The sequence below is a fragment of the Microbacterium sp. WHRI 7836 genome, assembly GCF_040223885.2.
Classification (GTDB): Bacteria; Actinomycetota; Actinomycetes; order Actinomycetales; family Microbacteriaceae; genus Microbacterium; species Microbacterium oxydans.
Window position 1 is genome coordinate 2,355,028 of the sequence record NZ_CP168171.1, and the last position, 20,603, is coordinate 2,375,630.

The following is a 20,603-nucleotide window of genomic DNA, read 5'->3' on the forward strand; positions in this document are numbered from 1 at the left end:
AGCGCCCAGAGTCACTCGTATGATTGTCTCCGGTGCGCGCGAGACGGTCGGCGCATACGGAAGGTGGATCCGCGGTGCAACAGGCTCGCACGCTCGAGGCGCAGAGGTTGACGACCCCCGGCGCGAATCGAGGACTTCTCGAAGTCTTCCGACAGCGCTATCTCCTCTCGCTCATCGTGCGGAAGGAAGTGCAGATCAGGTACCGGGGCTCCATCTTCGGCTGGCTCTGGTCGTACGTGAAGCCGCTCGTCCAGTTCGTCGTCTTCTTCGTCGCCATCGGCGTCTTCCTCGGTCTGAACGATCGAGTCGAGTTCTTCCCGATCTATCTGCTGTCGGGGATCACGGTCGTCACCTTCTTCAACGAGGCCTTCTCGAACGGCACGCGCTCCCTCGTCGACAATGCGGCGCTCATCAAGAAGATCTATCTGCCCCGTGAGATGTTCCCCATCGCGAGCATGATGATCGCCGCCGTCAACACGGTTCCGCAGATCATCGTCGTCGTGGGGATCTCCCTCTTCTTCGGGTGGGCGCCTTCCCTGGCGTCGGTGGCCGCGATCATGCTCTCGCTGGTGATCATCGCCGTGCTGGCGAGTGGTCTCGGGCTGTTCTTCGGCGCGATCAACGTCACGTTCCGCGACGCGCAGAGCTTCGTCGAGATCATCGTCATGGTCGCGATCTGGGCGTCGCCCGTCATGTACGAGTGGACGCAGGTGGCCCGCGTCGCACCGGAGTGGCTCTTCGTTCTCTACCGACTGAACCCGATCACGGCGGCCGTCGAGCTGTTCCACTACGGCATCTGGTTCCCCCTCGGCCCCGACAACGCCTCCCCTCTCCCCGACCTCTGGATGTACGGGCTGATCGCCCTCGTGACGTCTCTCGCCGCGCTGGTCATCGGCCAGCTCGTCTTCCGCCGACTGGAGGGCCGTTTTGCCCAAGATCTCTGAGCCCCTGACGCAGACGCTGCCCCGCGTCGTGATCGACGACGTGCACAAGACCTTCAAGCTTCGTCACACGCATTCGATCAAGGAGACAGCCCTCGCTGCCATCCGCCGTAAGCCGCTCACGACGAACTTCCACGCCCTCGACGGAGTGTCGTTCGAGATCGGCGAGGGCGAGTCGGTCGCGCTCCTCGGATTCAACGGCTCCGGCAAGTCGACCATGCTCAAGCTGATCTCCGGAGTGCTCGAGCCCGACACGGGCACCGCCCTCACGCGTGGTCGAGTGGCCGGACTCATCGAGGTCGGCGCCGGCTTCCACCCCGATCTATCCGGCAGGGAGAACATCTTCCTGAATGCCGCGATTCTCGGCATGAGCAAGAAGGAGACCGAGGCTCGCTACGACGAGATCGTCGCCTTCAGCGAGATCGAGAAGTTCATCGACACCGAGGTCAAGCACTACTCCTCCGGGATGTTCCTGCGCCTGGCCTTCTCCGTGGCGATCCACACCGAGATGGATGTGCTCCTCATCGACGAGATCCTCTCGGTGGGCGACGAGCCTTTCCAGAAGAAGTGCCTCGCCCGCGTCCGAGAGCTGCACGCGCAGGGGAAGACCCTCGTCGTCGTGAGCCACGACCTCAACATGGTGTCGAATCTCTGCGAGCGCGGCATCCTGCTCAAGGGCGGGAAGGTGCACTTCGACGGTCCGAGCAAGGACGCCGTCGAACTGATGCGAGCCTGATTCAGAGGTCCGCGTGCAGTCCCCAGAGGCGTTCGGCTGAACTCGCCCAGGAGAAGGCTCGCGACCGATCGGACGCGAGCACCTTGAGGCGTTCGGCGGATCCGCCTGCCGCATCCTCGACCGCCTCCGCGATCGCATCGACGGGGACGATCCGCCCGCCGTCAGAGATGACATCACGATGCGAACCGCTGTCGACGGCGACGACCGGCAGTCCCAGCGTCATCGCCTCCACGGCACGCCAGGGCCACCCTGCCGTGGCGTCGGCGGCCACATACGCAGAGGCACCCTCGAGGACACCAGCACGGTCTTCGGCCGAGAGGGCGCCTCGCACATGCACGCGGCGCTCCGGGAGTCCCGACGCGGAGGCCGCCTCCACGTAGCGGGGCTCGGATCCCTCCGGTGCATCGATGACGATGGCATCGAGACCGGCCGCCGCCGCTCCGCGGAAGCCTTCCGCCGCTTCGGCGACAGACCCTGTGAGCACCAGATACCCGCCGGTAGGCGACAGTACACCGCGGGGAGCGGCTCCCTCGCCGGCACCGCCGAAACCCTGCGGCGGTGCACCTGCGATCACGCGGATGCGGTCGCCGAGCTTCGCGAGCTCGGCGAGTCTCTCGGCGACGGCATGAGAGGGCACCACCACGGCGTCGGCGTGTCTCACGGCACGTCTGAGCATGCCGCGCTGCCACGCGACGTTCCCCTTGGACAACTGCTCCGGAGCGTCCCAGGCACGCAGATCCCACACCGTGACGGTCGTCTGATCGTTGTCGTGAAGCCGGTCGTGTCGGACGAGCGGTGCCATCAGGGTCGGCGAGTGGATGAGCCCTCCGCCGACACCGGGGGCGATGCCGAGCTGCCAGGCCGCGGCGAGCTCACGCCGGCCCATGGCGAGCGTGCGCACGTCGGCGATCCCCGCCACCGGCACGGAAGCACCTGCGGGGACGATCGCATCGACCGCGCATCCCGACGGCGCTGTGGCGACCAGACCGCCGACCAGCCCGACCGCTGCCTCGGCGTGGTCGGGATCGACGACGCTCGCGAGCTGATCCAGAACAACGCGTAGCCGAGCACCCATGGCCCCAGGCTATCCTCGCCATGCCGCTCCCCCGCGGAGCACACAGCCGGAGACGCGCGAATGTCAGCGTTCGCACAGTTTCCGCCCACCACGGCAGCAGAGGTTCGTGCTTGAATGCTCGAGTGAGCGATGGTCGACTTCCCGTCCGACGCCGATGGATCGGGTGGACCGTCGGCGTTCTTCTGTCCCTTCTGGTCGTCGCGATCGGCTGGGTCGCCATCCGAGGGTTCGGCGCGGTGAGCGATCTTCAGCAGGTGGCCAAAGGCAGCGCGCAGCTGAAGGCGGCGATCGCGGCCGGTGACCTCGACGCAGCCAAGCCCCTCGCCAGGAGCATCGCGCACAATGCGGACTCCGCGCACGACCTCACCTCCGACCCGGTCTGGCACGCGTTCGGAGCACTGCCATGGGTCGGCCCCAACTTCAGTGCCGTCAGCGACATCGCCGAGATCGCCGACGACGTGTCATCCGACGCGCTGACGCCGCTCCTCGACGTGGCGGCGGACTTCGATCTGGCGAGCCTCGGCTTCACCGGCGGCTCCATCGACCTCGCACCGTTCGCAGAGATCGCAGGCCCCCTGGGAACCGCCGAGACCGCGCTCACGGCCGCGCAGCAGCAGGCACGTCGCATCGACGCCGATGCGACGCTCCCCCCGCTCGCCGATGCCATCCGCACGATGCGTTCCTCCGTCACCGAAGCCGCGACGGTGGTCGGCTCGCTGCACGGTGCTGCCGTGCTGCTGCCGACCATGCTCGGCGGCGAAGGCCCTCGTACCTACGTGCTCGCGATGCAGAACAATGCGGAACTGCGCTCCTCGGGGGGAATCATCGGGGCGATCGCGCTGCTGCACGCCGAGAACGGAAGGATCACCCTCCAGACTCAGGCATCGACTCGCGACTTCCCCCCGCTCGACACGGCCCTGCCGCTCAGCGACTCGACGACCGCCCTGTTCGAGGACCGTCCAGGTCGCTATCTGCAGAACATCACGAGCATCCCGGACTTCCGCGAAGCAGGTGCCGCGATCGCCACACGGTGGCAGGGCCGATTCGGCGGAACCGTCGACGGTGTCGTCGCCGTCGACGCGGTCGTGGCGAAGCACCTGCTCGCTGCCACCGGCGACCTCACGTTCGGACCTTTCACGGCGAGCTCCGACAACGTCACCGACATCCTTCTCTCGCAGATCTACGCCGCGGTCCCCGACCCCGCGGTGCAGGATGAGATCTTCGCGCAGGCCGCAGGGGCGTTGTTCGGCGCTGCGCTCTCCGGCGCAGAGCCACGAGCTCTGCTGGGAGCACTCGCGGACTCCGCGGCGGAAGGACGCATCCGCATCTGGAGTGCTCACGAAGATGAGGAGGCCGTGCTCGCCGACTCCGACCTCGGCGGCACGATCCCCGCGGACACCGGCGATGCGACCTACGTCGGCGTGCTGATCAACGACACGACCGGCGGGAAGATGGACTACTACACCAGGGCGTCCCTCTCGACGTCGGTCGGCACCTGCCAGGGCCAGCCGACGACCCAGGTGCGCGTGACGTGGACCAACACCGCGCCCGCCGACGCCGCCACCTCGCTGCCCACCTACGTCACGGCCGACGGCTTCTACGGCGTGCCCGCCGGCACGGTGCGGACCCTGATCGCCGTGTACGGCCCGGAAGGAGCGACGCCTTCGCACATCGATCGTGACGGAGCGGAAGAGGGCGTTCAGACCGCGATGATCGGCGACCGCTCGGCGGTCCAGCACGAGGTGTCACTCGCGCCTGGCGAGTCGACGACGATCACCGTCGAGTTCCAGGGCACGGGTGCAGGGCAGAGACTCACCGAGGTTCTGCACACCCCCCTTATCGACACCCCCGAGACGACACGGGAACCGCTGCGATGCGCTTCGTGACTTTCGCCACCCGATAGGGTATCGTCGACTCACTGGGGAATATCTGGCGTCTGTCATCCTGCCGTGGGGGCAGGAAGACGCCACGCAGTTGGATGCAGGGGTGTGTCCAAAGGCGATTCCGCGTGAAATTCTGGGGAGAAATCATGCTGAAGAAACTGGCTGCCATCAGCCTTGCCGCCGGCGCGCTCGTTTTCGTCGCGCCAACCGTGGCCACCGCTGCGCCGACTGCACCTGTCGCGTCGTCCGATTCCTATCCGACGCCTCCCGGCGCCAAGGTCGGCGACCCCATCATCGACATCTGCGAAGCGTCGACGATCGTGTTCGGTCCCGGCTACTTCGTTCCGTCCGAGAACGTCAACGTGGCGGTGTCCGGCTACAACGCCGCGAAGGCGGCGATCTCGGGCAACACCGCTGCCGCTGACGGGAGCATGACGCTCACGTTCCGCCCGCCGTCCGACGGCGAAGGCTCCTACGCGGTCGCCTTCAACGGCTCGCGCTCGTACACCGCGACCATCACCGTGTCGCACGGACACGATGCCGCGGCCAGCTGCGACCACGATCCCGGCGTCGCGGCTGCGGGCTCCGAGCTTCCCCTCACCGGGGGCGGCATCGAGCTGGCCCTGACCGGTGGAGACGTGTCGCCGTGGATCCTCGGCGGCGGAGCAGCAGCTCTGGTGGCCGGCGGAGCCCTCGTCGCAGTGGGAGCCTCGCGCCGCAAGCGCGCCTAGGTCCGGCTGCCGCCTCGTGCGGTGGTCGACTGGACGACGGTGATCCCTCCCCCTCCGATCACCGTCGTCTGGTGCATCCGGCGGAAAATCGCCGGAAGCCCACGGCTGTCCTCCTCCGGGAGGCGGTCGTGGGCTTTGTCGCGCGTGCGCTCAGGAGCGCCGGTGCCGACGGTGCCCGGGTACACGGCTTCGCCCTGGCCGTCGTGGGAAGTCCAGCACGCCTCGCCCGGGACTCTCGATCAGGGCTCGGGCGTCGGCGTCGCCGTCGGGGGGTGCAGCTTCTGCTGGATCATGTCGCGGATGAACGCGTAGTCCGGCTGGTGCTCGTCGACGCCAGAATCGGGCGTGAGCTCGATCGTGGTGACCGGCTGCTCCTTCGCCTTCAGCATCAGGTCGAAGAACTCGGGCAGCTTGTCGGAGGGAAGGTCGGTGCTGATCAACGCCGTACCCGCCGCTGCCACTTCGTTGAAACGTGTGAGCACCGTCTGCGGGGTGAACTGCGCGAGAATGGCCGCCTGCAGTTCCCGCTGACGCTTCATCCGATCCCAGTCGCTGGTGGTGTACCGCGAGCGGGCGTACCACTGCGCCGTGTCGCCATCCATGCGCTGCTTGCCGGGCTCGATCCACCCGATGGCCCACTCGTTCACATCGCTGCCCGTCCACCCCTCGGGCGGACCGCCCTTGGGCAGGCGCTCCGTGACGTTGATCTCGACCCCACCCAGCGCGTCGACGAGCTCAGCGAACCCGTGCATGTCGACGAACACGTAGTACGGGATCTCGATCCCGAGGACTCCCTCTGCGGCGTCCTTGGTGGCCTCGATGCCCGGTTCCGAGCCTTTGGCGACGGCGTCGGGGTAGAGCCCCTTGCCGCCGTCCTCCCGGCAGACCTCTGCGGCGTTGCGTACGTGGTTCATCCACCCGTTCCAACCGCAGGTCGAGGAGCCATGCCCCTCGAAACCGTCGGGATACAGCTCCTGCATCGGGCTGCCGTCGCTGAAGGGTGCGTTCGGGAGTTCTCGCGGGATGCCGGTGATCGTCACGGCACCGGTGTCGGCATTCACCGAGACCACAGAGATGCTGTCGAAGCGCATCGAGTCACGGCCGTCGCCGCTGTCCGCTCCGAGGAGGAGGATGTTGTAATAGCCGTCGCTGGGCGCGACGCTGGGGCCGCTCTGACCGAAGATCGATCCGATGGTGTTGCGGACGGACCCCACGGCCGTGGCCGCATAAGCTGCCCCGCCGCCCACGAGTCCCAGGAGGACCAGCGCGACGACCGGGATGGCGAGCCGGGACAGGGTGGGCAGCTTGACGAGCCTCACCATGCGCAACGTGTCGAACGTCAGCACCGCCCAGAGCACGACGTAGCCGACGAGCAGCGCCTGCACGAGTGTCAGGACCACGGTGGAGAAGAACCCCCCACCGATCGTGAGCCACAGCAGGACGGGACGGGCGAACAGGGCGAGCGCCACCGTGACGATCGCGAGGAACCAGGCGAGCAGGGTGGCGCCGAGCCCGAATCGACCGAGTCGCCGATTGCCCGCGACGACCTGCGCCGAGCCCGGCACCAGGAGGTTCATCACGAGCAGCCACCAGCCGCGCTTGGTCATCACGCCAGGGTCGGCGGAGTCCGGGTGCCGTAGCGGCCGGGTCTCGATGAGCGGGCGCTGTGATGCGCGCGGAGGCGCAAGGGTCACAGCGAGCCCTTCAACCGTTCGTTCTTCTCCTCGACCTGCGCCTCGAGGTCGCGGGCGTACTGCTCGACGCGATCCGCGAGCGCGACATCCGAGGTCCCGAGGATGCGTGCGGCGAGCAGACCGGCGTTGCGGGCTCCGCCGATGGACACCGTCGCCACCGGGATGCCTGCGGGCATCTGCACGATGGACAGGAGCGAGTCCATGCCGTCGAGGAAGGCGAGCGGCACCGGCACTCCCACCACGGGTAGCGGCGTCATCGAAGCGAGCATCCCGGGAAGGTGAGCAGCTCCCCCGGCACCGGCGATGATGACGCGGATGCCGCGGGAGCGTGCGTCGCGCGCGTACGACATGAGCTTGTCGGGGGTCCGGTGCGCCGACACCACCTCGACCTCGTGCGGTACTCCGAAGTCCGTGAGGGCCTGAGATGCGTCGCTCATCACGCGCCAGTCGGAGTCGGATCCCATCACGACGCCGACGAGAGGTGCGGCGGAGGAGTGCAGTGGCTCAGTCACCAGATCAGGGTACGGTCTGGTGCTGTGAGATTCCCCGAACGGCACACCTCTGATCCCGCATGTTTCCGGGAGTCGGCCCTGCCGGTCGCTGATCAGTCGAAGTGGGCGGCGACGGCTCGCGCGACGTAGACCGCATCGTCGAGGTCCGCATCAGCGACGTTCACGTGACCGACCTTGCGGCCGGGCCTCGGAGCCTTCCCGTACGTGTGGATCTTCGCCTGCGGGTGCTCAGCCATCGCCGCACCGAACCGCTCCTCGATGGTGCCCTCAGCCGGTCCCCCGAGGATGTTCACCATGACGGACCAGGGCGCCCGCGGTGCAGTGCTGCCGAGCGGAAGGTCGGCGACTGCGCGCAGGTGCTGTTCGAACTGGCCGGTGACGGCACCGTCCTGGCTCCAGTGCCCGCTGTTGTGCGGACGCATCGCGAGCTCGTTCACGAGGATTCGCTCGTCGTCGGTCTCGAACAGTTCTACCGCGAGCATCCCGGTCACCCCCAGCCCCTCGGCGATGGCGCGGCCGATCCCCTCGGCGACCTCCGCGAGTCGTTCCGTCGCAGCGGGAGCCGGAGCGATGACCTCGGCGCACACGCCATCACGCTGCACCGTCTCGACCACCGGATACGCGACCATCTCGCCACCGGCGCGACGCGCGACCTGCTGCGCGAGCTCACGCACGAACGGGACGAGTTCCTCGACGAGGAGCGCGTCACCTTCGGCGAGCGCCACCAGCCAGTCCTGCGCCTCCGCGGCCGCACGCACGACGCGCACACCCTTGCCGTCGTACCCGCCGCGTGGCGTCTTCACCACACCGGCGCCTCCGTGCTCGTCCAGGAAGGCTTGGAGTTCGGGCTCCGTGCGCACCACAGCCCATTCGGGCTGAGGCACTCCGAGTTCCGCGAGGCGCCTGCGCATCGCGATCTTGTCCTGGGCGTACTGCAGCGCGTCTGGTCCGGGGTGGACGACCACACCGCCGTCGACCAGCTGACGAAGGACATCCTGCGGAACGTGCTCGTGGTCGAAGGTGACGACGTCGACATCGGCCGCGAATGCGCGCACGGTCTCCAGATCGCGATAGTCGCCGACGGCCGTGGCCGCGAGCCCGGCGGACATCCCCTCATCCTCGGCGAGCACTCGCAGATCGAGTCCGAGCTCGACCGCCGGAGCGATCATCATCCGTGCCAGCTGTCCTCCGCCGATCACGCCCACACGCAGCGCCATGTGCCGCCTCCATTCGTCCTTCCCATTCTCGCTCACCGATCATGGCGCGCACGACAGGTTGCGGATATGGCGGCGCGATGGTGCAGCTCTACTGTGCACCTGTACGGTGCACCCGCCGCGGTCGACTCGCGGTTCAGTCGCCGACGGCCTGTGCGTCGCGATGGGCGAGGATCTGCCCGACCTCGATCTGGTCTGCGAGCGTCTCGTGCACGAGGGTCACGTTGGGGACGTTGGGCAGTCGGAGGGGAGCATCGACACCGTTCGAGAGGATGATGGTTCCCGAGCCCCACAGGCGCTGCAGCGGACCGCGACGCACGGCGATGGTGTAGCCGCGCGCATGAGACATCTCATGACGACTCCGGGCTCCGAGCCCCTGACGAGCGATGACCCGTCTGGTGGTGACCGTGGTGGTCCGGGAGTACCAGATGATGAACGGCAGCACGACGGCGAAGAGCACCAACGCCCCGGCGGCGGCGAGGAGCATCCAGTCCTCGAACCCCTCCGGCAGGTTGCCGAAGAAGTAGCCCGTGGCCCCGAACGCCGCGATGAGCACGACGGCAGACCAGAACAGACGCCGCGCGTGGCTCCGGAAGCGCGCGATCAGCAACTCCTCCGAAGGCGTTCCGGGCGGCGGCATCAGAGGCCGTCCACCGAGCGTCACAGGCTGGGTCACCCCACCATTGTGCCTGTGATCTGCGACAAAGCCGTCTGTGCGACGGCGTGTCAGCTTCCGGCAGGCCGCACGTGCACGACGTCACCGGCCGAGACAGCATGTTCCCGGCCGTCCGACACGACGAGAAGACGGCCTTCCGCGTCGATCGACGACGCCACGCCCTCCAGTACCGCTCCGGCAGGCATCGACACCCGCACCGCCTGTCCGATGGTCGCGCACAGCGCCGAGACGACACCGTGCAGACCGCTCGCGACCGCGTCCTCCGAAGCGGTGAGCGCGGCCAGATGGCGGTCGAGCGTCTCCAGGTACACCGACAGCAGCAGGTCCTCGTCCACGGCAGCGCCCAGCGCGGCGAACGACGTCGCGGTGGGCAGAGGAAGCTGCTCGCGTGTCATCTCCGTGTTGACCCCGGCACCCACCACCACCGCGTCCGCGGTCGCCTCCGCGAGGATGCCGCAGATCTTGTGCGCGTCGACGAGCACATCGTTCGGCCACTTCATGGAGACGTCGTGACCGGGAAGCTGCGCGCCGATCGCCTTCACCATCGCGGCGCCGGCGGCGAGTGGAATCCACCCGCGCGCCGTGGGCTCCGCCGGCAGTGTCCGCAACAGCACCGAGACGGCGAGCGCCGAGCCGGCTGGAGCGACCCAGGTGCGGTCGAGACGGCCACGTCCGGCACGCTGATCGCGGGTCACCAGAGTCGCCAGGTGCGGCCACCCCTCGACCTCAGCAGCGTGCGCCCGCAGGTCGGCGTTCGTGGAACCGGTGTGATCCACCTGCACGAAGCGGGGCACGATCGCGCTCGACTGCGGGAACCGCATGCTCAGGCGTCCTCGTCTTCGGCTTCTTCGTCGTCATCGTCCTCGTCGTCACGGACGCTCCCGACCTCGCGGGAATGCCAGTGCTCCCACTCCTGCATCAGGCGTTCGACAGCGGCATGGAACTTCGCCGTCGCCACCCCCTGCGTGGTGTCGCCGAAGTAGTGCTGCACCCACATCCGGAGTCGGGCGATCGCCGCCTCGTCGGCCCGGACCCTCTCGACCTCCGCCACGATATCGTCGGCACCCTCGACGGTGAGCCACTCGCAGTCCGACAGGTAGCCCTGCGTGTCGATCGACGCCTGCTCGTCGGCCGGCCGGGTGATCATGAGGGGCTTCCCCGCCGCGAGCCTGTCGTAGACCATGGCGGAGATGTCGACGATCGCGACATCGGCGGCCGTGAGCTGCCAGCCGAGTTCGGGGGCGGCGTCATAGACGTGATGAGCGGTAGCGTCGGCGGCGTTCGCAGCCTCGATGGCCGCCACGATGCGCCGATGCGCCGCACCGTACTCCTCGTCGACCACCCCGCTGCGCGGGTGTGGACGGTAGATCACGCGGTGCGCGCCGGTCGCCAGCAGTCGGTTCACGAGGCTCTCGCCGTGCGAGGCGATGGAGCCGTAGTGGGCACTGGGACGATCGCCCTCCCACGTGGGGGCGTACAGCACGACGGTGCGCTCGTCCGGCGTGTAGGGAAGGGTCCCGGAGTAGTGATCCGCCTGCGGACGGCCGATCTCGATCGTGCGGCGGTCGACGTCGTAATCCCACAGTGTGCGTGAGAGCCGATCCCGCGCAGCCTGACCGGCGACGAAGGCATAGTCGTACGCCTTGTACTGGTTCGTCGTCATGTACATCTTGTCGGACTCGCCGTGATTGATGAAGACGTGCCAGCGCCGTCCGTAGCGGAACATCTGGAAGTTGCGGGTGTTCTGGTTCACGTAGAGCACGACACGGATGTCCTGCGTCGCGATGAAGCGCTCCAGATCACGCACCGTCGGCACGAACGCCACCGGTGGCGAGTCCTCCTCGAGCAGCTTCTCGGCCCCGGTCGCCTGCCGGGAGAGCACCACGACGGGCCAGCGCTTCGAGAGCTCGATGAGCGGGCGGTACCACTGGCGCATCTGGTACATGTTCACGGCGCCGTCGGCGAAGTAGACCGCGACCTTGAAGTGACCGGCGGGAAGCGGTTCCTGCTCCGCGAGGTGCCGCCGCACGCGCTGCACCGCCGAGCGTGACGCGAGCGCCCGCTTCAGCAGACGGTATGCCTTCTTCGCGTCAGACAGTGCACCCATCCCTCCAGGATAGTTCGTCCTGATCGTGCCCACCGGCGTAGGTCGCCGCGTCCAGCTGACCGAGGAGCGCCGTTCCCGCGCCCCTCAGGGAACGTCCGTCGGCGCCGTGCCATGATCGTCATGTGTCCGCATCCGAATTCCCCGCTCCCCCTTCAGGGGTGTCCTTCGTGATGCCGGTGCTCAACGAGCGCGCCTACCTCGAGCATGCGATCGCCTCGGTGCTCGCGCAGGACGTCGATGCGCCGACGGAGCTGGTGCTCGCGCTGGGACCGTCGACGGACGGCACCACAGAGCTCGCACGCCGACTCGCCGAAGCAGATGACCGGATCCGGTTGGTCGAAAACCCCGCCGCGCACATCCCGGTGGGCCTGAACGCCGCCATCCGCGCGAGTCGCTATGACACGATCGTGCGCGTCGACGCGCACTCCGAGCTCTCCCCCGGCTACGCCGCCCGCGCGATGGAGACCCTGGAGCGGACCGGGTCGGCGAATGTCGGCGGGGTGATGCACGCCGAAGGGCGCACCCCGTTCCAGAAGGCGGTCGCGCGGCTCTACAACTCCCCGGTCGGACTCGGCGGCGGCGCCTACCACGGGAGCGCGCACGAAGGTGAGGCGCAGTCGGCCTACCTCGGTGTGATGCGACGCGAGGTGCTCGACGAGGTCGGCCTGTTCGACGACTCGATCCGACGAGGCGAGGACTGGGAACTCAACCTGAGGATCCGTCAGGCCGGACACCGCGTGTGGTTCGACCCCGCCCTCTCTGTGACCTACTGGCCGCGGGAGAGCTGGCTGCGCCTGGCTCGACAGTTCCGGGCGACAGGCGCCTGGAGGGGTGAGCTCGTACGCCGATTCGGCAGGAGCAACGGAATCCGCTACTTCGCTCCCCCGGCGCTGGTCGTGGTCATCGCTCTCGCGGTCGTCCTCGCTGTGCTGCAGGTGACGGGGGTGCTCGCCGGAGCAGCCTCCCTCGTCGCGTCGATCCTCGTCTACGGACCGCTCGCGCTGTACCTTCTTCTCGTCCTCGGGGTCGCTCTCGCACCAGGCGGCGGCGGCTTCCGCCAACGACTCTGGACGATCCTGGTGCTCCCGACCATGCACGTCTCGTGGGGACTGGGCTTCCTCGGCGGGGTCCTGCGCGGCGCCCGCGACACCGTGGATGCCTCGCGTCTCGGCACCCGCAACACGCCTCTTCCCTGAGCCGGCGGCAGACACCAGCCCACACCACCGGCGCTATCAGCGCGTGACGAACCCCAGATCGAGGATCCGGTCGACCACGCGCTCGGCGGCGTGACCGTCGTCGCGCGAGTTGAACTGCCTCCGCCAGGCGGCGTACCGCGCCGCGTAGACGGCGTCGTGCCCTGAATCGGCGAGAGCGGCGGTGAGCTCCTCCTGCGTGCGCACGAGCGGCCCTGGTGCCCTCTCGGCGAGATCGAAGTAGAAGCCCCGCAGCTGTCCGCGGTAGTGATCGATATCGGGAACCAGGAAGTACATGGGCTTGCCGGTCACGCTGAAGTCGAACATGACAGAGGAGTAGTCGGTGATCAGTGCGTCGGCGGCGAGGAGCAGCCGCGCGGTCTCCGGGTACCCGGTCACGTCGATGACACGCGCACCTGCGCGGTCCCGCCCCTGCTCCAGGGTGCGCGAGTGCCCGCGGACGAGGACAACGGCGTCGGCCTCGCGTGCCAGCAGCTCAGCGTCGATGAAGTCCACCATCTCCGCGCGGTCGTCCCGCCACGTCGGCGCGTAGAGGAGCACACGCTCATCCGCCCCGATACCCAACGATGCGCGGACCGCGACGGGATCCCCCGTGGTGAGCGCGTCGTTCCGCGGGTAGCCCTCCACCCAGATCGGGCGTCCGAAGAAGGCGTAGGCCTTGCGGAGGATGCGTTCGGAATAGGTGTTCTGCGCCAGCAGGACGTCCCAACGCCGTGACTCCTTCACGACGGCGGCCATGCGCCGCGGGTCGAAGCCGGGGCGGTGCAGGGCCAGTCGCTTGAGCGGCGTGCCGTGCCATGTCTGGAGCACTTTCTGTCCCGGCTTGCGTGCGAAACGTCGGCGCAGCCAGTCGTTCACCACGAGCAGCCGGGCCGCCCCGCGAGCGTGCCACCACTGCGGACTGCCCTCGACGACGGCGATCGCTCCTTCCGGGACCTCGACGGAGAGGTCGACGACGCTCCAGTACCGGCGCACCTCTGGAGCACGCGCCGCGAGTTCGCGATCGATGGCCCGCGGGTTGCAGCCGACGCTGCGGCCGTAGAAGCTCTCGAAGAACACCGCGTTCTCGGTTCCGCCCGCCTGCGCGACGTAACGCTCCTCCAGGGTCGAGCGGCCTTCCGCGGTCTCGTAGACCGGGTCGATCGGAGCGGCGATGCGGACGGTGCCTGCGTTCACGGCGACGCGGACCCCGGTGAGCACCGTGGACGGCAGCTGCAGCTCATCCAGATCGACGCCGGGGATGCGCAGCTCGTATGCTCCGGTCGGCAGCGGGAGGGACGGGCCACCCCACCGCGACGCCTGCAGAGGGAAGATCGCCTTCCAGGTTCTCCCTCCGCCGGTGAGGCGGGCATCGACCTGCGCTCGCGGACCCACCAGCTCTGCCGCTTCCGGTCGCTGACCGGTCCCTTCGATGATCAGGGCCTCCGCCGCGTCATCGATGCGGGCCGTTGTCATACTGCTCCCTTCGGCGCGGGTATCCCCCGCGCGCGGATGACCTGGTACACACGCTCGGTGTTCCGTCCGTCCCGATATGCATGCATCTCCGCGCTGAGCGTAGCGGAACGCTCGGACGCCGCGTTACGCACGGCATCATCGCCGAGGAGCGCGTCGAGCTGCATCAGCAACTGCGTCCAGTCGGAGGCCGCATCGGGCCCCGCGACGTCCTCGAACCGGCCGTAGAACCCGCGGGTGCGGCCGTACTCCTCCGCATCAGGAGCCAGGAAGAGCACGGGCATCCGCAGCAGACCGACGTCGTACGCGAGCGAGGAGTAGTCGGTGATGAGCACGTCGACCGCGGGAAGCACGGGGGTCACGTCCGCCAGCCGAGAGGAGCCGAGCGCGCGCACCCGCCTGCTCGGAAGCGGCGGCGCATACCCGCCCTCGCCCAGCGGATGGGAGCGCACGAACAACACGGCGTCGTGTTGCTCGAGCACACGCAGGATGCGGATCCACTCCTCGCCGGTGGGGACCGCGGGGTCGGCGGCGCCGTCGCGCCAGGTCGGCGCGTACAGGATGGTGCGCGAGGTCTCGGAGACGTCGCCCGCGACTCGACAGAGCAGGGCGGACGCGCGCGACCTCACCTCATCCGCCGGTCCGGAGGAGAGCACGTCGACGCGAGGCTCCCCCGTGACGACGACGCGCTCGTCGCCGAGGCCGAACGCCGACTCCAGGCGCCCTCTCGCGCGATGCGAGGCCGCAGGGAGCACGCGGATGCGCTGGGCGGCCGCACGGTACAGGACACCGACCGCGCGACTCAGCAGCGCCGCTCCGGGGACGGCGGGGACCTCCGTCGTCGCCCGGGAGTCCAGCCCGATCCGCTTCAACGGGATCCCGTGCCAGAGCTGGACGACGAACCCGCCCCCGTTCGCGTAGCGGTTCACGTCGCCCAGTCCGTGGGTCACGACGAGCACGCCCGCCCGCGCTGTCGCCCACCAGCCTCGCAACCCGCTCTTGCGGACGAAGCGGATGCCGAGTGCGGCAGCGTCGTGGTCCTCGCGCTCCGACGACGTGAGCCATACCGTGTCGTGGCCGAGCCGCGCTGCGTGGCGCTGCAGCGCGAGAGCGCCGTCACCGACCCCGGCTCCACAACCGAAGACCCAGCGCCGTCCACGCGGCAGCACGAGCGTGCCGATGCGTCCGACGGCATACAGCGGGATCCGGAGCAGCTTGGCCGCATTGCCGGTGCCGAAAGAGAAGGACGCCACTCCGCGAGCCTATCGCGGGGTGGCGTCCTTCTCTGCGTGTGAGGCGTACTCAGCCGGCGAGTTCGCCGAGCGTCACGTCGACGTCGTAGTCCTTACCTCCGCGCACGTACGTGACCTTGGCATCGCTGCCGGCCGCAGCCGCACGGACCTGGGCGGTGAGATCGCTCGCACTGGTGATGGGGACACCGTTGAACTCGGTGACCACGTCACCCTCCTTGATGCCGGCGGCCGCCGCTGCGCCGCCCTCGTTCGCCTTGGCGATGTAGGCCCCGGAGACGGTCGCTCCCTGCACGCTCGAGGCGTCCTGCACGGAGGCGCCCAGCAGACCGTGCGTCGCGACCCCGTCGGCGATGATCTCGTCCGAGACGCGCTTGGCGATGTTCGACGGGATGGCGAAGCCGATGCCGATCGAGCCCGACTCCTCGGAGCTTCCCGAACTCGCGATCGCCACGTTGATGCCGATCAGCTCGCCCTTGCTGTTCACCAGAGCACCACCGGAGTTGCCGTGGTTGATCGCCGCGTCCGTCTGGATCACCGCGATCGAGATGGAGTCGGAAGTCTGCGGCGTGCCGCTGCCCGGGATGTCGAACTGGAACGGTCCCTGTCCCTGCCCCTGATCGGGCGTCTGCTGCTGATCCGGCGCATCCTGCGACGAGGAGTCGGGCAGCGCGGAGGAGGCGATCTGGATGCTCCGGTTCAGGGCGCTCACGATGCCGGTCGTGACGGAGTTCGCCAGTCCCAGCGGCGCGCCCAGCGCGACGGCCGTGTCTCCGACGTTGAGCTTCGAGGAGTCGGCGAACTCCATCGGGGTGAGCCCCTTGGCATCCTTCAGCTTGATCACGGCGAGGTCGTAGATCGGGTCGGTGCCGACCACGGTCGCCTCGAAGATGCGCCCGTCCGACGTCGTCACGCGGATCGTCGGATCGGCGACCGCGCCGCCCAGCGTGACGACGTGCGTGTTGGTGAGCACGTATCCGTCGTCGCTGATGATGACGCCGGACCCGCTGCCTGCCTGGTCGGAGCCGGCGACCTCGATGGTCACGACGGAGGGAAGGGCTGCCGTGGCGACGGCGGTCGTCTCGTTGACGGATCCGGGGTTGTTCACCGTCACGGTCTGCGGCCCTGTGGCCGTGCCCGACGACGGGCGGTCCTGGATGCCGTTGAGCAGCGCCCCTCCGCCGAATCCGGCGACTCCGCCGACCAGGGCTGCGGCCACGATGAAGGCGGCGAACTTCGCGCCGCCACGAGGCTTCTGCTCCTTGGTCTTCGTCCCGTCGCCGTGGGCGCCGTACGGAGCGCCGTCGCCGAGAGGCTGGGTGGGCTGCGTGTGCGCGGTCGCGGTGGGGATGCCGAACGCGGCTCCCTGCGCAGTGGCCGTTCCCGGTGCGCCGGCGGCCGGTGCCGCGTAGCCGTGCGGAACCGGGGCGATCACGGGCGCGGCCGGGGCCTGCGAAGTGAAGGACGACGGCATCTCGTGGCCCTGTGTCGGCGCGGCAGCGGCCGGAGCGACAGGCGCCGACGGCACGGATGGCGACGCGGCAGAAGGCGCGGTCGAGTCAGCGGCGGCGTTCGTCGCCGGCTGTGCGGCGACCTCTGCGGCCTCGGTGGACGGCACGGCGTCGTTCGACGCGGGTACCGACTGGTCCTGGGGGTTGTCTTCGTTCATGGTGTGTGCTCCTTCGACGACCATTTCAGAATGACGCCTGTATCTGTGCGTTCCTTATGTCGAGGATGAGTTTCAGCTATGGCCTTAGCCTGTTCTTCATGAGTGTCATTCCCGGCGCATGGCGGCGCACGGCAGCGGGTGCAGGTCTGCTCGCTGCGGACGGAACCGTCGCGCCCACCATCTTCGCAGAGATGTCGGCGGCAGCGGCCAGAACCGGTGCCATCAATCTCGGGCAGGGCTTCCCCGACGAGGACGGTCCCGCCGAGGTTCTGGAGGCCGCACGAGCGGCCATCGCGAGCGGAGCGAATCAGTATCCGCCCGGTCGCGGCATCCCTGATCTCCTCGAAGCCATCAGCGCGCATCAGCAGCGCTTCTACGGGCTCTCGGTCGATCCGGCCACCGAGGTGATCGTGACCGCAGGGGCGACCGAGGCTCTCACCGCGACCCTCCTGGCGCTCATCGACGGCCCCGAGGACGAGGTGGTCGTGTTCGAGCCCTACTACGACTCATACGCGGCCGCTGTGGCCCTCGCAGGGGCAGCCCTTCGCACGGTGCCGTTGCGGGCTCCGGACTTCCAGCCCGACCTCGAGCGCCTCGCCGCGACCGTGAACGACCGCACCAGGATCATCCTCGTCAACGACCCGCACAACCCGACGGGCGCGGTCTTCGGGCGCGATGTGCTCGAGGAGGTGGTGCGCCTGGCGGAGAAGCACGATGCGATCATCGTCACAGACGAGGTGTACGAGCATCTGGCGTTCCATGCCCCGCACACGCCGATCGCCACCCTTCCCGGAGCCGCCGACCGCACGCTCACGATCTCGTCCGCCGGGAAGACCTTCTCCGCGACGGGATGGAAGATCGGGTGGGTGCACGGGCCTTCCGCCCTGATCACCGCAGTACTGACCGTGAAGCAGTATCTGACGTATGTGAACGGCTCGCCCTTCCAGCCCGCCGTCGCGGTGGGGTTGCGGATGGACGACGCGTACTTCGCCGACTCCGCAGCGTTGCTTGCACGCAAACACGGGATCCTCGGCGATGGTCTGCGCGCGGCGGGCTTCACCGTGCACGCCCCGCAGGGCGGCTACTTCACCGTCGCCGACGCGACCGGCCTGGGCGGAGGAGACGCCGCTGCATTCTGCCGGGCCCTGCCGGAGCGCGCCGGTGTCGTGGCGATCCCGCTCACGGCGTTCGTCTCCGCTGCACACAGGAGCGAGTACTCGGGTCTGGTGCGATTCGCCGCCTGCAAGCGCGTCGAGGTGCTCGAGGAGGCGGCGACCCGCCTCGCCGCTCTGTCCGGCCGCTAGGCCCGCACGGGCTCGACGACATACCGTCGTGCCCGCAGCGAGGGGTTGGTCACGCGGACGCGCTCGATCATGTCCCGCTCCACGGCGGCGACCGCGATCCCCGGGCCGGTGCCCACTCCGGCGAGCACGACGCCCTGGGGGTCGACGATCTGCGAGTGCCCGACACCGATAGGCGTCGGATGGTCGGCCGCGAGCACGTACACGGTGTTCTCGATCGCGCGCGCGGCGAGCAGTGTCGTCCAGTGGTGCTCCTTGAGCGGACCTCTCACCCACTCCGCCGGCACGACCAGGACGTCGGCCTCCGCGTCGACGAGAGAGCGGGCGACCTCCGGGAATCGGAGGTCGTAGCAGGTCATGAGCCCGAACCGCAGACCGCCCAGGTCGAAGGTGGCCGCGACTCCCACCTCGCCGGGCTCGACCCAATCGGACTCCGTCTGCCCGAACGCGTCGTAGAGGTGCTGCTTGCGGTACACCGCGAGCACGCCGTCGCCTCGCACCGCCACGACCGTGTTCCGGACCCGCCGCTCGTCGGATGCCCGTTCGGCGAGGCCGGCGACGATCACGACCGCGTACTCCCCCGCCAGCGCCGTCAGCGTCGAGACGAACTCCCCGTCGAGTTCTTCCGCGTTCGCCACCAGGCTCTCGTCCATCGGGTCCACGAAGTAGCTGGAGTACTCCGGGAACACGATCAGCTTCGCGCCGCGCGCAGCCGCAGCTGATGTCAGCTCGGCTATCCGTTCACGATTGTCGGCTCGGGATGCGGTCGGCGCGAACTGGCACGCGGCGACGGGGACGGCTGCGGTCTCGGACATGTCTCCATCCTCGCGCATCGACACGCCCGGGGCCCCGTCCGGAGGGCCCCTCGATTAGACCGACCCCGGAATCCGTGATAAGTTTCTTCTTGTGCCGCGGGGTGGAGCAGTTCGGTAGCTCGCCGGGCTCATAACCCGGAGGTCGCAGGTTCAAATCCTGTCCCCGCAACAAGATAGGCCCCGAGATCACTACGATCTCGGGGCCTTCACCTTTTGAATCGCGCACGACTCGACAGATTCGGTCGAGAATATGCAGCCATCGGCTCACGGTCCGGGTGGACAGCAGCGAAGCGCAGCACAGCGAGATCAGCAGGCTCCTCCACTCCGTGATGTTCCCGATCCAACGCATCGTGCCGGGCGAGAGTCATCTTCAAACGATTCTGGCTGAGATAGTCACATGCTTCCGTGAACGCGCGACACGGCGACTCGACGGAACGTTGTATAGCTGCTGGCCGACCTCAGGCGGTGCGCCCGTCGCGGGTCTGGGGTCCCCTGAGCGGCGGACGCACCTTGCGAGAACAGGGTTTGCGAACAGCGGAAGGGCCCTCACGAGGAGAGCTCCATCGCACTGCTAGTAAGAGCCCCGCCGACCAGAACGACGCCTCCAAACTCCCCAGAAGTTCGGGCCGCGCTCTAGTCCGAACCGTACACCCGCGATACCCCCGCTACACCCCCGTGATCAACGCCTTCCAACTACTGCAGGGGACTTGGGTGGCACCGTAGCGTGTGCCTGCAGTGCGAGACCCTTCGAGGTGGCACCTCGGGGTGGCCGGAGAAACGTACCTGTGAGCGCGTACAGCTTGAGAGCGTACCGTCGGCAAATGAGTACACAACTGAAGAACGATTCCCCACTCGGGCTGGGGACGGTGCTCGTCGGATCTCTGCCGGCGAAGCTGATGACCGACGAAGCGCCCGACCGTTACACCGTGGAAGCGGTGTTCACCCGCCAGGCAGATCGCGACGAAGTCACCGCGATCCATGACGGCACCACCCGCGATTACTTGTCGACGAAGGGGTATCCCACCGTCGAGTTGCACGTCTCGGATCGACGCCTCGAGATTTACAACACGAACCTGGAAGAGCTCCGTGACGGCCTCGCACAGGTCATCGCCGAACACCTGTCGGAGATGACTGCAGCGATTCGCGCCGAGCGCGAGGTCGCGTCCGCGAGGCTCAACGATGCATCCGAGCGGGAGCAGGCACGCGCTGCCGCCGTTGCGGCGTTGGCGGAGTCGGTCACTTTCTCCTCCAGCACCCCGAACGCGGATGGCGATACCTCAGCGCGTGCAGATGATTGGATCAGCGAGGGCGGCGCCGCCCGCAGCTAGCGGAC

Annotated in this window: 18 protein-coding genes and 1 tRNA gene; 8 read left to right on the forward strand and 11 right to left on the reverse strand. The window is 68.3% G+C overall.

Annotated features, from left to right (window positions below):
- Positions 1–74 precede the first annotated feature (74 nt).
- A complete protein-coding gene (locus ABRP18_RS11270; protein ID WP_349884658.1) occupies positions 75–944 on the forward strand; it encodes an ABC transporter permease in 870 nt (289 codons plus the stop codon).
- The gene (locus tag ABRP18_RS11275) at positions 937–1,677 is read left to right on the forward strand and encodes an ABC transporter ATP-binding protein (RefSeq protein ID WP_371861874.1); all 741 of its coding nucleotides are present in this window, start codon (positions 937–939) and stop codon (positions 1,675–1,677) included. Before ABRP18_RS11270 ends, ABRP18_RS11275 begins: the two co-directional genes overlap by 8 nt.
- Position 1,678: 1 nt before the next feature.
- Here the strand turns inward: ABRP18_RS11275 and ABRP18_RS11280 are convergent, their stop codons facing one another.
- Entirely contained in the window at positions 1,679–2,752 is a 1,074-nt protein-coding gene (locus ABRP18_RS11280; RefSeq protein ID WP_349884659.1) for a glycosyltransferase, read from the reverse strand.
- Positions 2,753–2,874: 122 nt separating this feature from the next.
- Between ABRP18_RS11280 and ABRP18_RS11285 the strand changes: the two genes are divergently transcribed.
- Entirely contained in the window at positions 2,875–4,638 is a 1,764-nt protein-coding gene (locus ABRP18_RS11285) for a DUF4012 domain-containing protein (protein ID WP_349884660.1), read from the forward strand.
- Positions 4,639–4,781: 143 nt separating this feature from the next.
- The gene (locus tag ABRP18_RS11290) at positions 4,782–5,366 is read left to right on the forward strand and encodes a hypothetical protein (protein WP_046749531.1); all 585 of its coding nucleotides are present in this window, start codon (positions 4,782–4,784) and stop codon (positions 5,364–5,366) included.
- 239 nt (positions 5,367–5,605) lie between these two features.
- Here the strand turns inward: ABRP18_RS11290 and ABRP18_RS11295 are convergent, their stop codons facing one another.
- From ABRP18_RS11295 to ABRP18_RS11320, 6 genes are all read right to left on the reverse strand, one after another.
- Complete coding sequence (locus ABRP18_RS11295; RefSeq protein ID WP_349885353.1) at positions 5,606–6,976, reverse strand: LCP family protein; 1,371 nt, start codon at positions 6,974–6,976, stop codon at positions 5,606–5,608.
- A gap of 80 nt (positions 6,977–7,056) precedes the next feature.
- On the reverse strand, positions 7,057–7,524 hold the full coding sequence (gene purE / locus ABRP18_RS11300; protein WP_046749831.1) for a 5-(carboxyamino)imidazole ribonucleotide mutase: 468 nt from the start codon (positions 7,522–7,524) through the stop codon (positions 7,057–7,059).
- A 140-nt stretch (positions 7,525–7,664) separates the two neighbouring features.
- Complete coding sequence (locus tag ABRP18_RS11305) at positions 7,665–8,789, reverse strand: 5-(carboxyamino)imidazole ribonucleotide synthase (protein ID WP_349884661.1); 1,125 nt, start codon at positions 8,787–8,789, stop codon at positions 7,665–7,667.
- Between the two features lie 133 nt (positions 8,790–8,922).
- Positions 8,923–9,426, reverse strand: a complete 504-nt coding sequence (locus tag ABRP18_RS11310; protein ID WP_046749535.1) for a PH domain-containing protein — start codon at positions 9,424–9,426, stop codon at positions 8,923–8,925.
- 86 nt (positions 9,427–9,512) lie between these two features.
- Entirely contained in the window at positions 9,513–10,283 is a 771-nt protein-coding gene (locus ABRP18_RS11315; RefSeq protein ID WP_141370976.1) for a biotin--[acetyl-CoA-carboxylase] ligase, read from the reverse strand.
- Between the two features lie 2 nt (positions 10,284–10,285).
- The gene (locus tag ABRP18_RS11320) at positions 10,286–11,569 is read right to left on the reverse strand and encodes a CDP-glycerol glycerophosphotransferase family protein (RefSeq protein WP_058631844.1); all 1,284 of its coding nucleotides are present in this window, start codon (positions 11,567–11,569) and stop codon (positions 10,286–10,288) included.
- 122 nt (positions 11,570–11,691) lie between these two features.
- Between ABRP18_RS11320 and ABRP18_RS11325 the strand changes: the two genes are divergently transcribed.
- Complete coding sequence (locus ABRP18_RS11325; protein WP_269140016.1) at positions 11,692–12,765, forward strand: glycosyltransferase family 2 protein; 1,074 nt, start codon at positions 11,692–11,694, stop codon at positions 12,763–12,765.
- A gap of 36 nt (positions 12,766–12,801) precedes the next feature.
- Here ABRP18_RS11325 and ABRP18_RS11330 read toward each other — a convergent pair whose 3' ends face one another.
- From ABRP18_RS11330 to ABRP18_RS11340, 3 genes are read right to left on the reverse strand one after another with little or no spacing between them, the layout of a single operon-like run.
- Positions 12,802–14,238 carry a CDP-glycerol glycerophosphotransferase family protein gene (locus tag ABRP18_RS11330; RefSeq protein ID WP_349884662.1) on the reverse strand — a complete coding sequence of 479 codons (1,437 nt, stop codon included), beginning with the start codon at positions 14,236–14,238 and terminating at the stop codon, positions 12,802–12,804.
- Positions 14,235–15,488, reverse strand: coding sequence for a CDP-glycerol glycerophosphotransferase family protein (locus ABRP18_RS11335; RefSeq protein ID WP_349884663.1), 1,254 nt, complete (start codon positions 15,486–15,488; stop codon positions 14,235–14,237). The genes ABRP18_RS11330 and ABRP18_RS11335 overlap by 4 nt, the downstream gene beginning before the upstream one ends.
- A 49-nt stretch (positions 15,489–15,537) precedes the next feature.
- Complete coding sequence (locus tag ABRP18_RS11340) at positions 15,538–17,154, reverse strand: S1C family serine protease (protein WP_058631854.1); 1,617 nt, start codon at positions 17,152–17,154, stop codon at positions 15,538–15,540.
- Between the two features lie 98 nt (positions 17,155–17,252).
- Between ABRP18_RS11340 and ABRP18_RS11345 the strand changes: the two genes are divergently transcribed.
- Positions 17,253–18,458 (forward strand): aminotransferase class I/II-fold pyridoxal phosphate-dependent enzyme, encoded by a 1,206-nt coding sequence (locus ABRP18_RS11345; RefSeq protein ID WP_061015801.1) that lies wholly within the window; start codon positions 17,253–17,255, stop codon positions 18,456–18,458.
- Here ABRP18_RS11345 and ABRP18_RS11350 read toward each other — a convergent pair.
- Positions 18,455–19,270, reverse strand: a complete 816-nt coding sequence (locus ABRP18_RS11350; protein WP_349884664.1) for a carbon-nitrogen hydrolase family protein — start codon at positions 19,268–19,270, stop codon at positions 18,455–18,457. The two genes, ABRP18_RS11345 and ABRP18_RS11350, sit on opposite strands and share 4 nt — an antisense overlap.
- A 95-nt stretch (positions 19,271–19,365) precedes the next feature.
- Here ABRP18_RS11350 and ABRP18_RS11355 point away from each other — a divergent pair.
- Positions 19,366–19,439 (forward strand) — tRNA-Met (locus ABRP18_RS11355).
- A 727-nt stretch (positions 19,440–20,166) separates the two neighbouring features.
- Positions 20,167–20,598 (forward strand): hypothetical protein, encoded by a 432-nt coding sequence (locus ABRP18_RS11360; protein WP_227750925.1) that lies wholly within the window; start codon positions 20,167–20,169, stop codon positions 20,596–20,598.
- Positions 20,599–20,603: the final 5 nt, after the last annotated feature.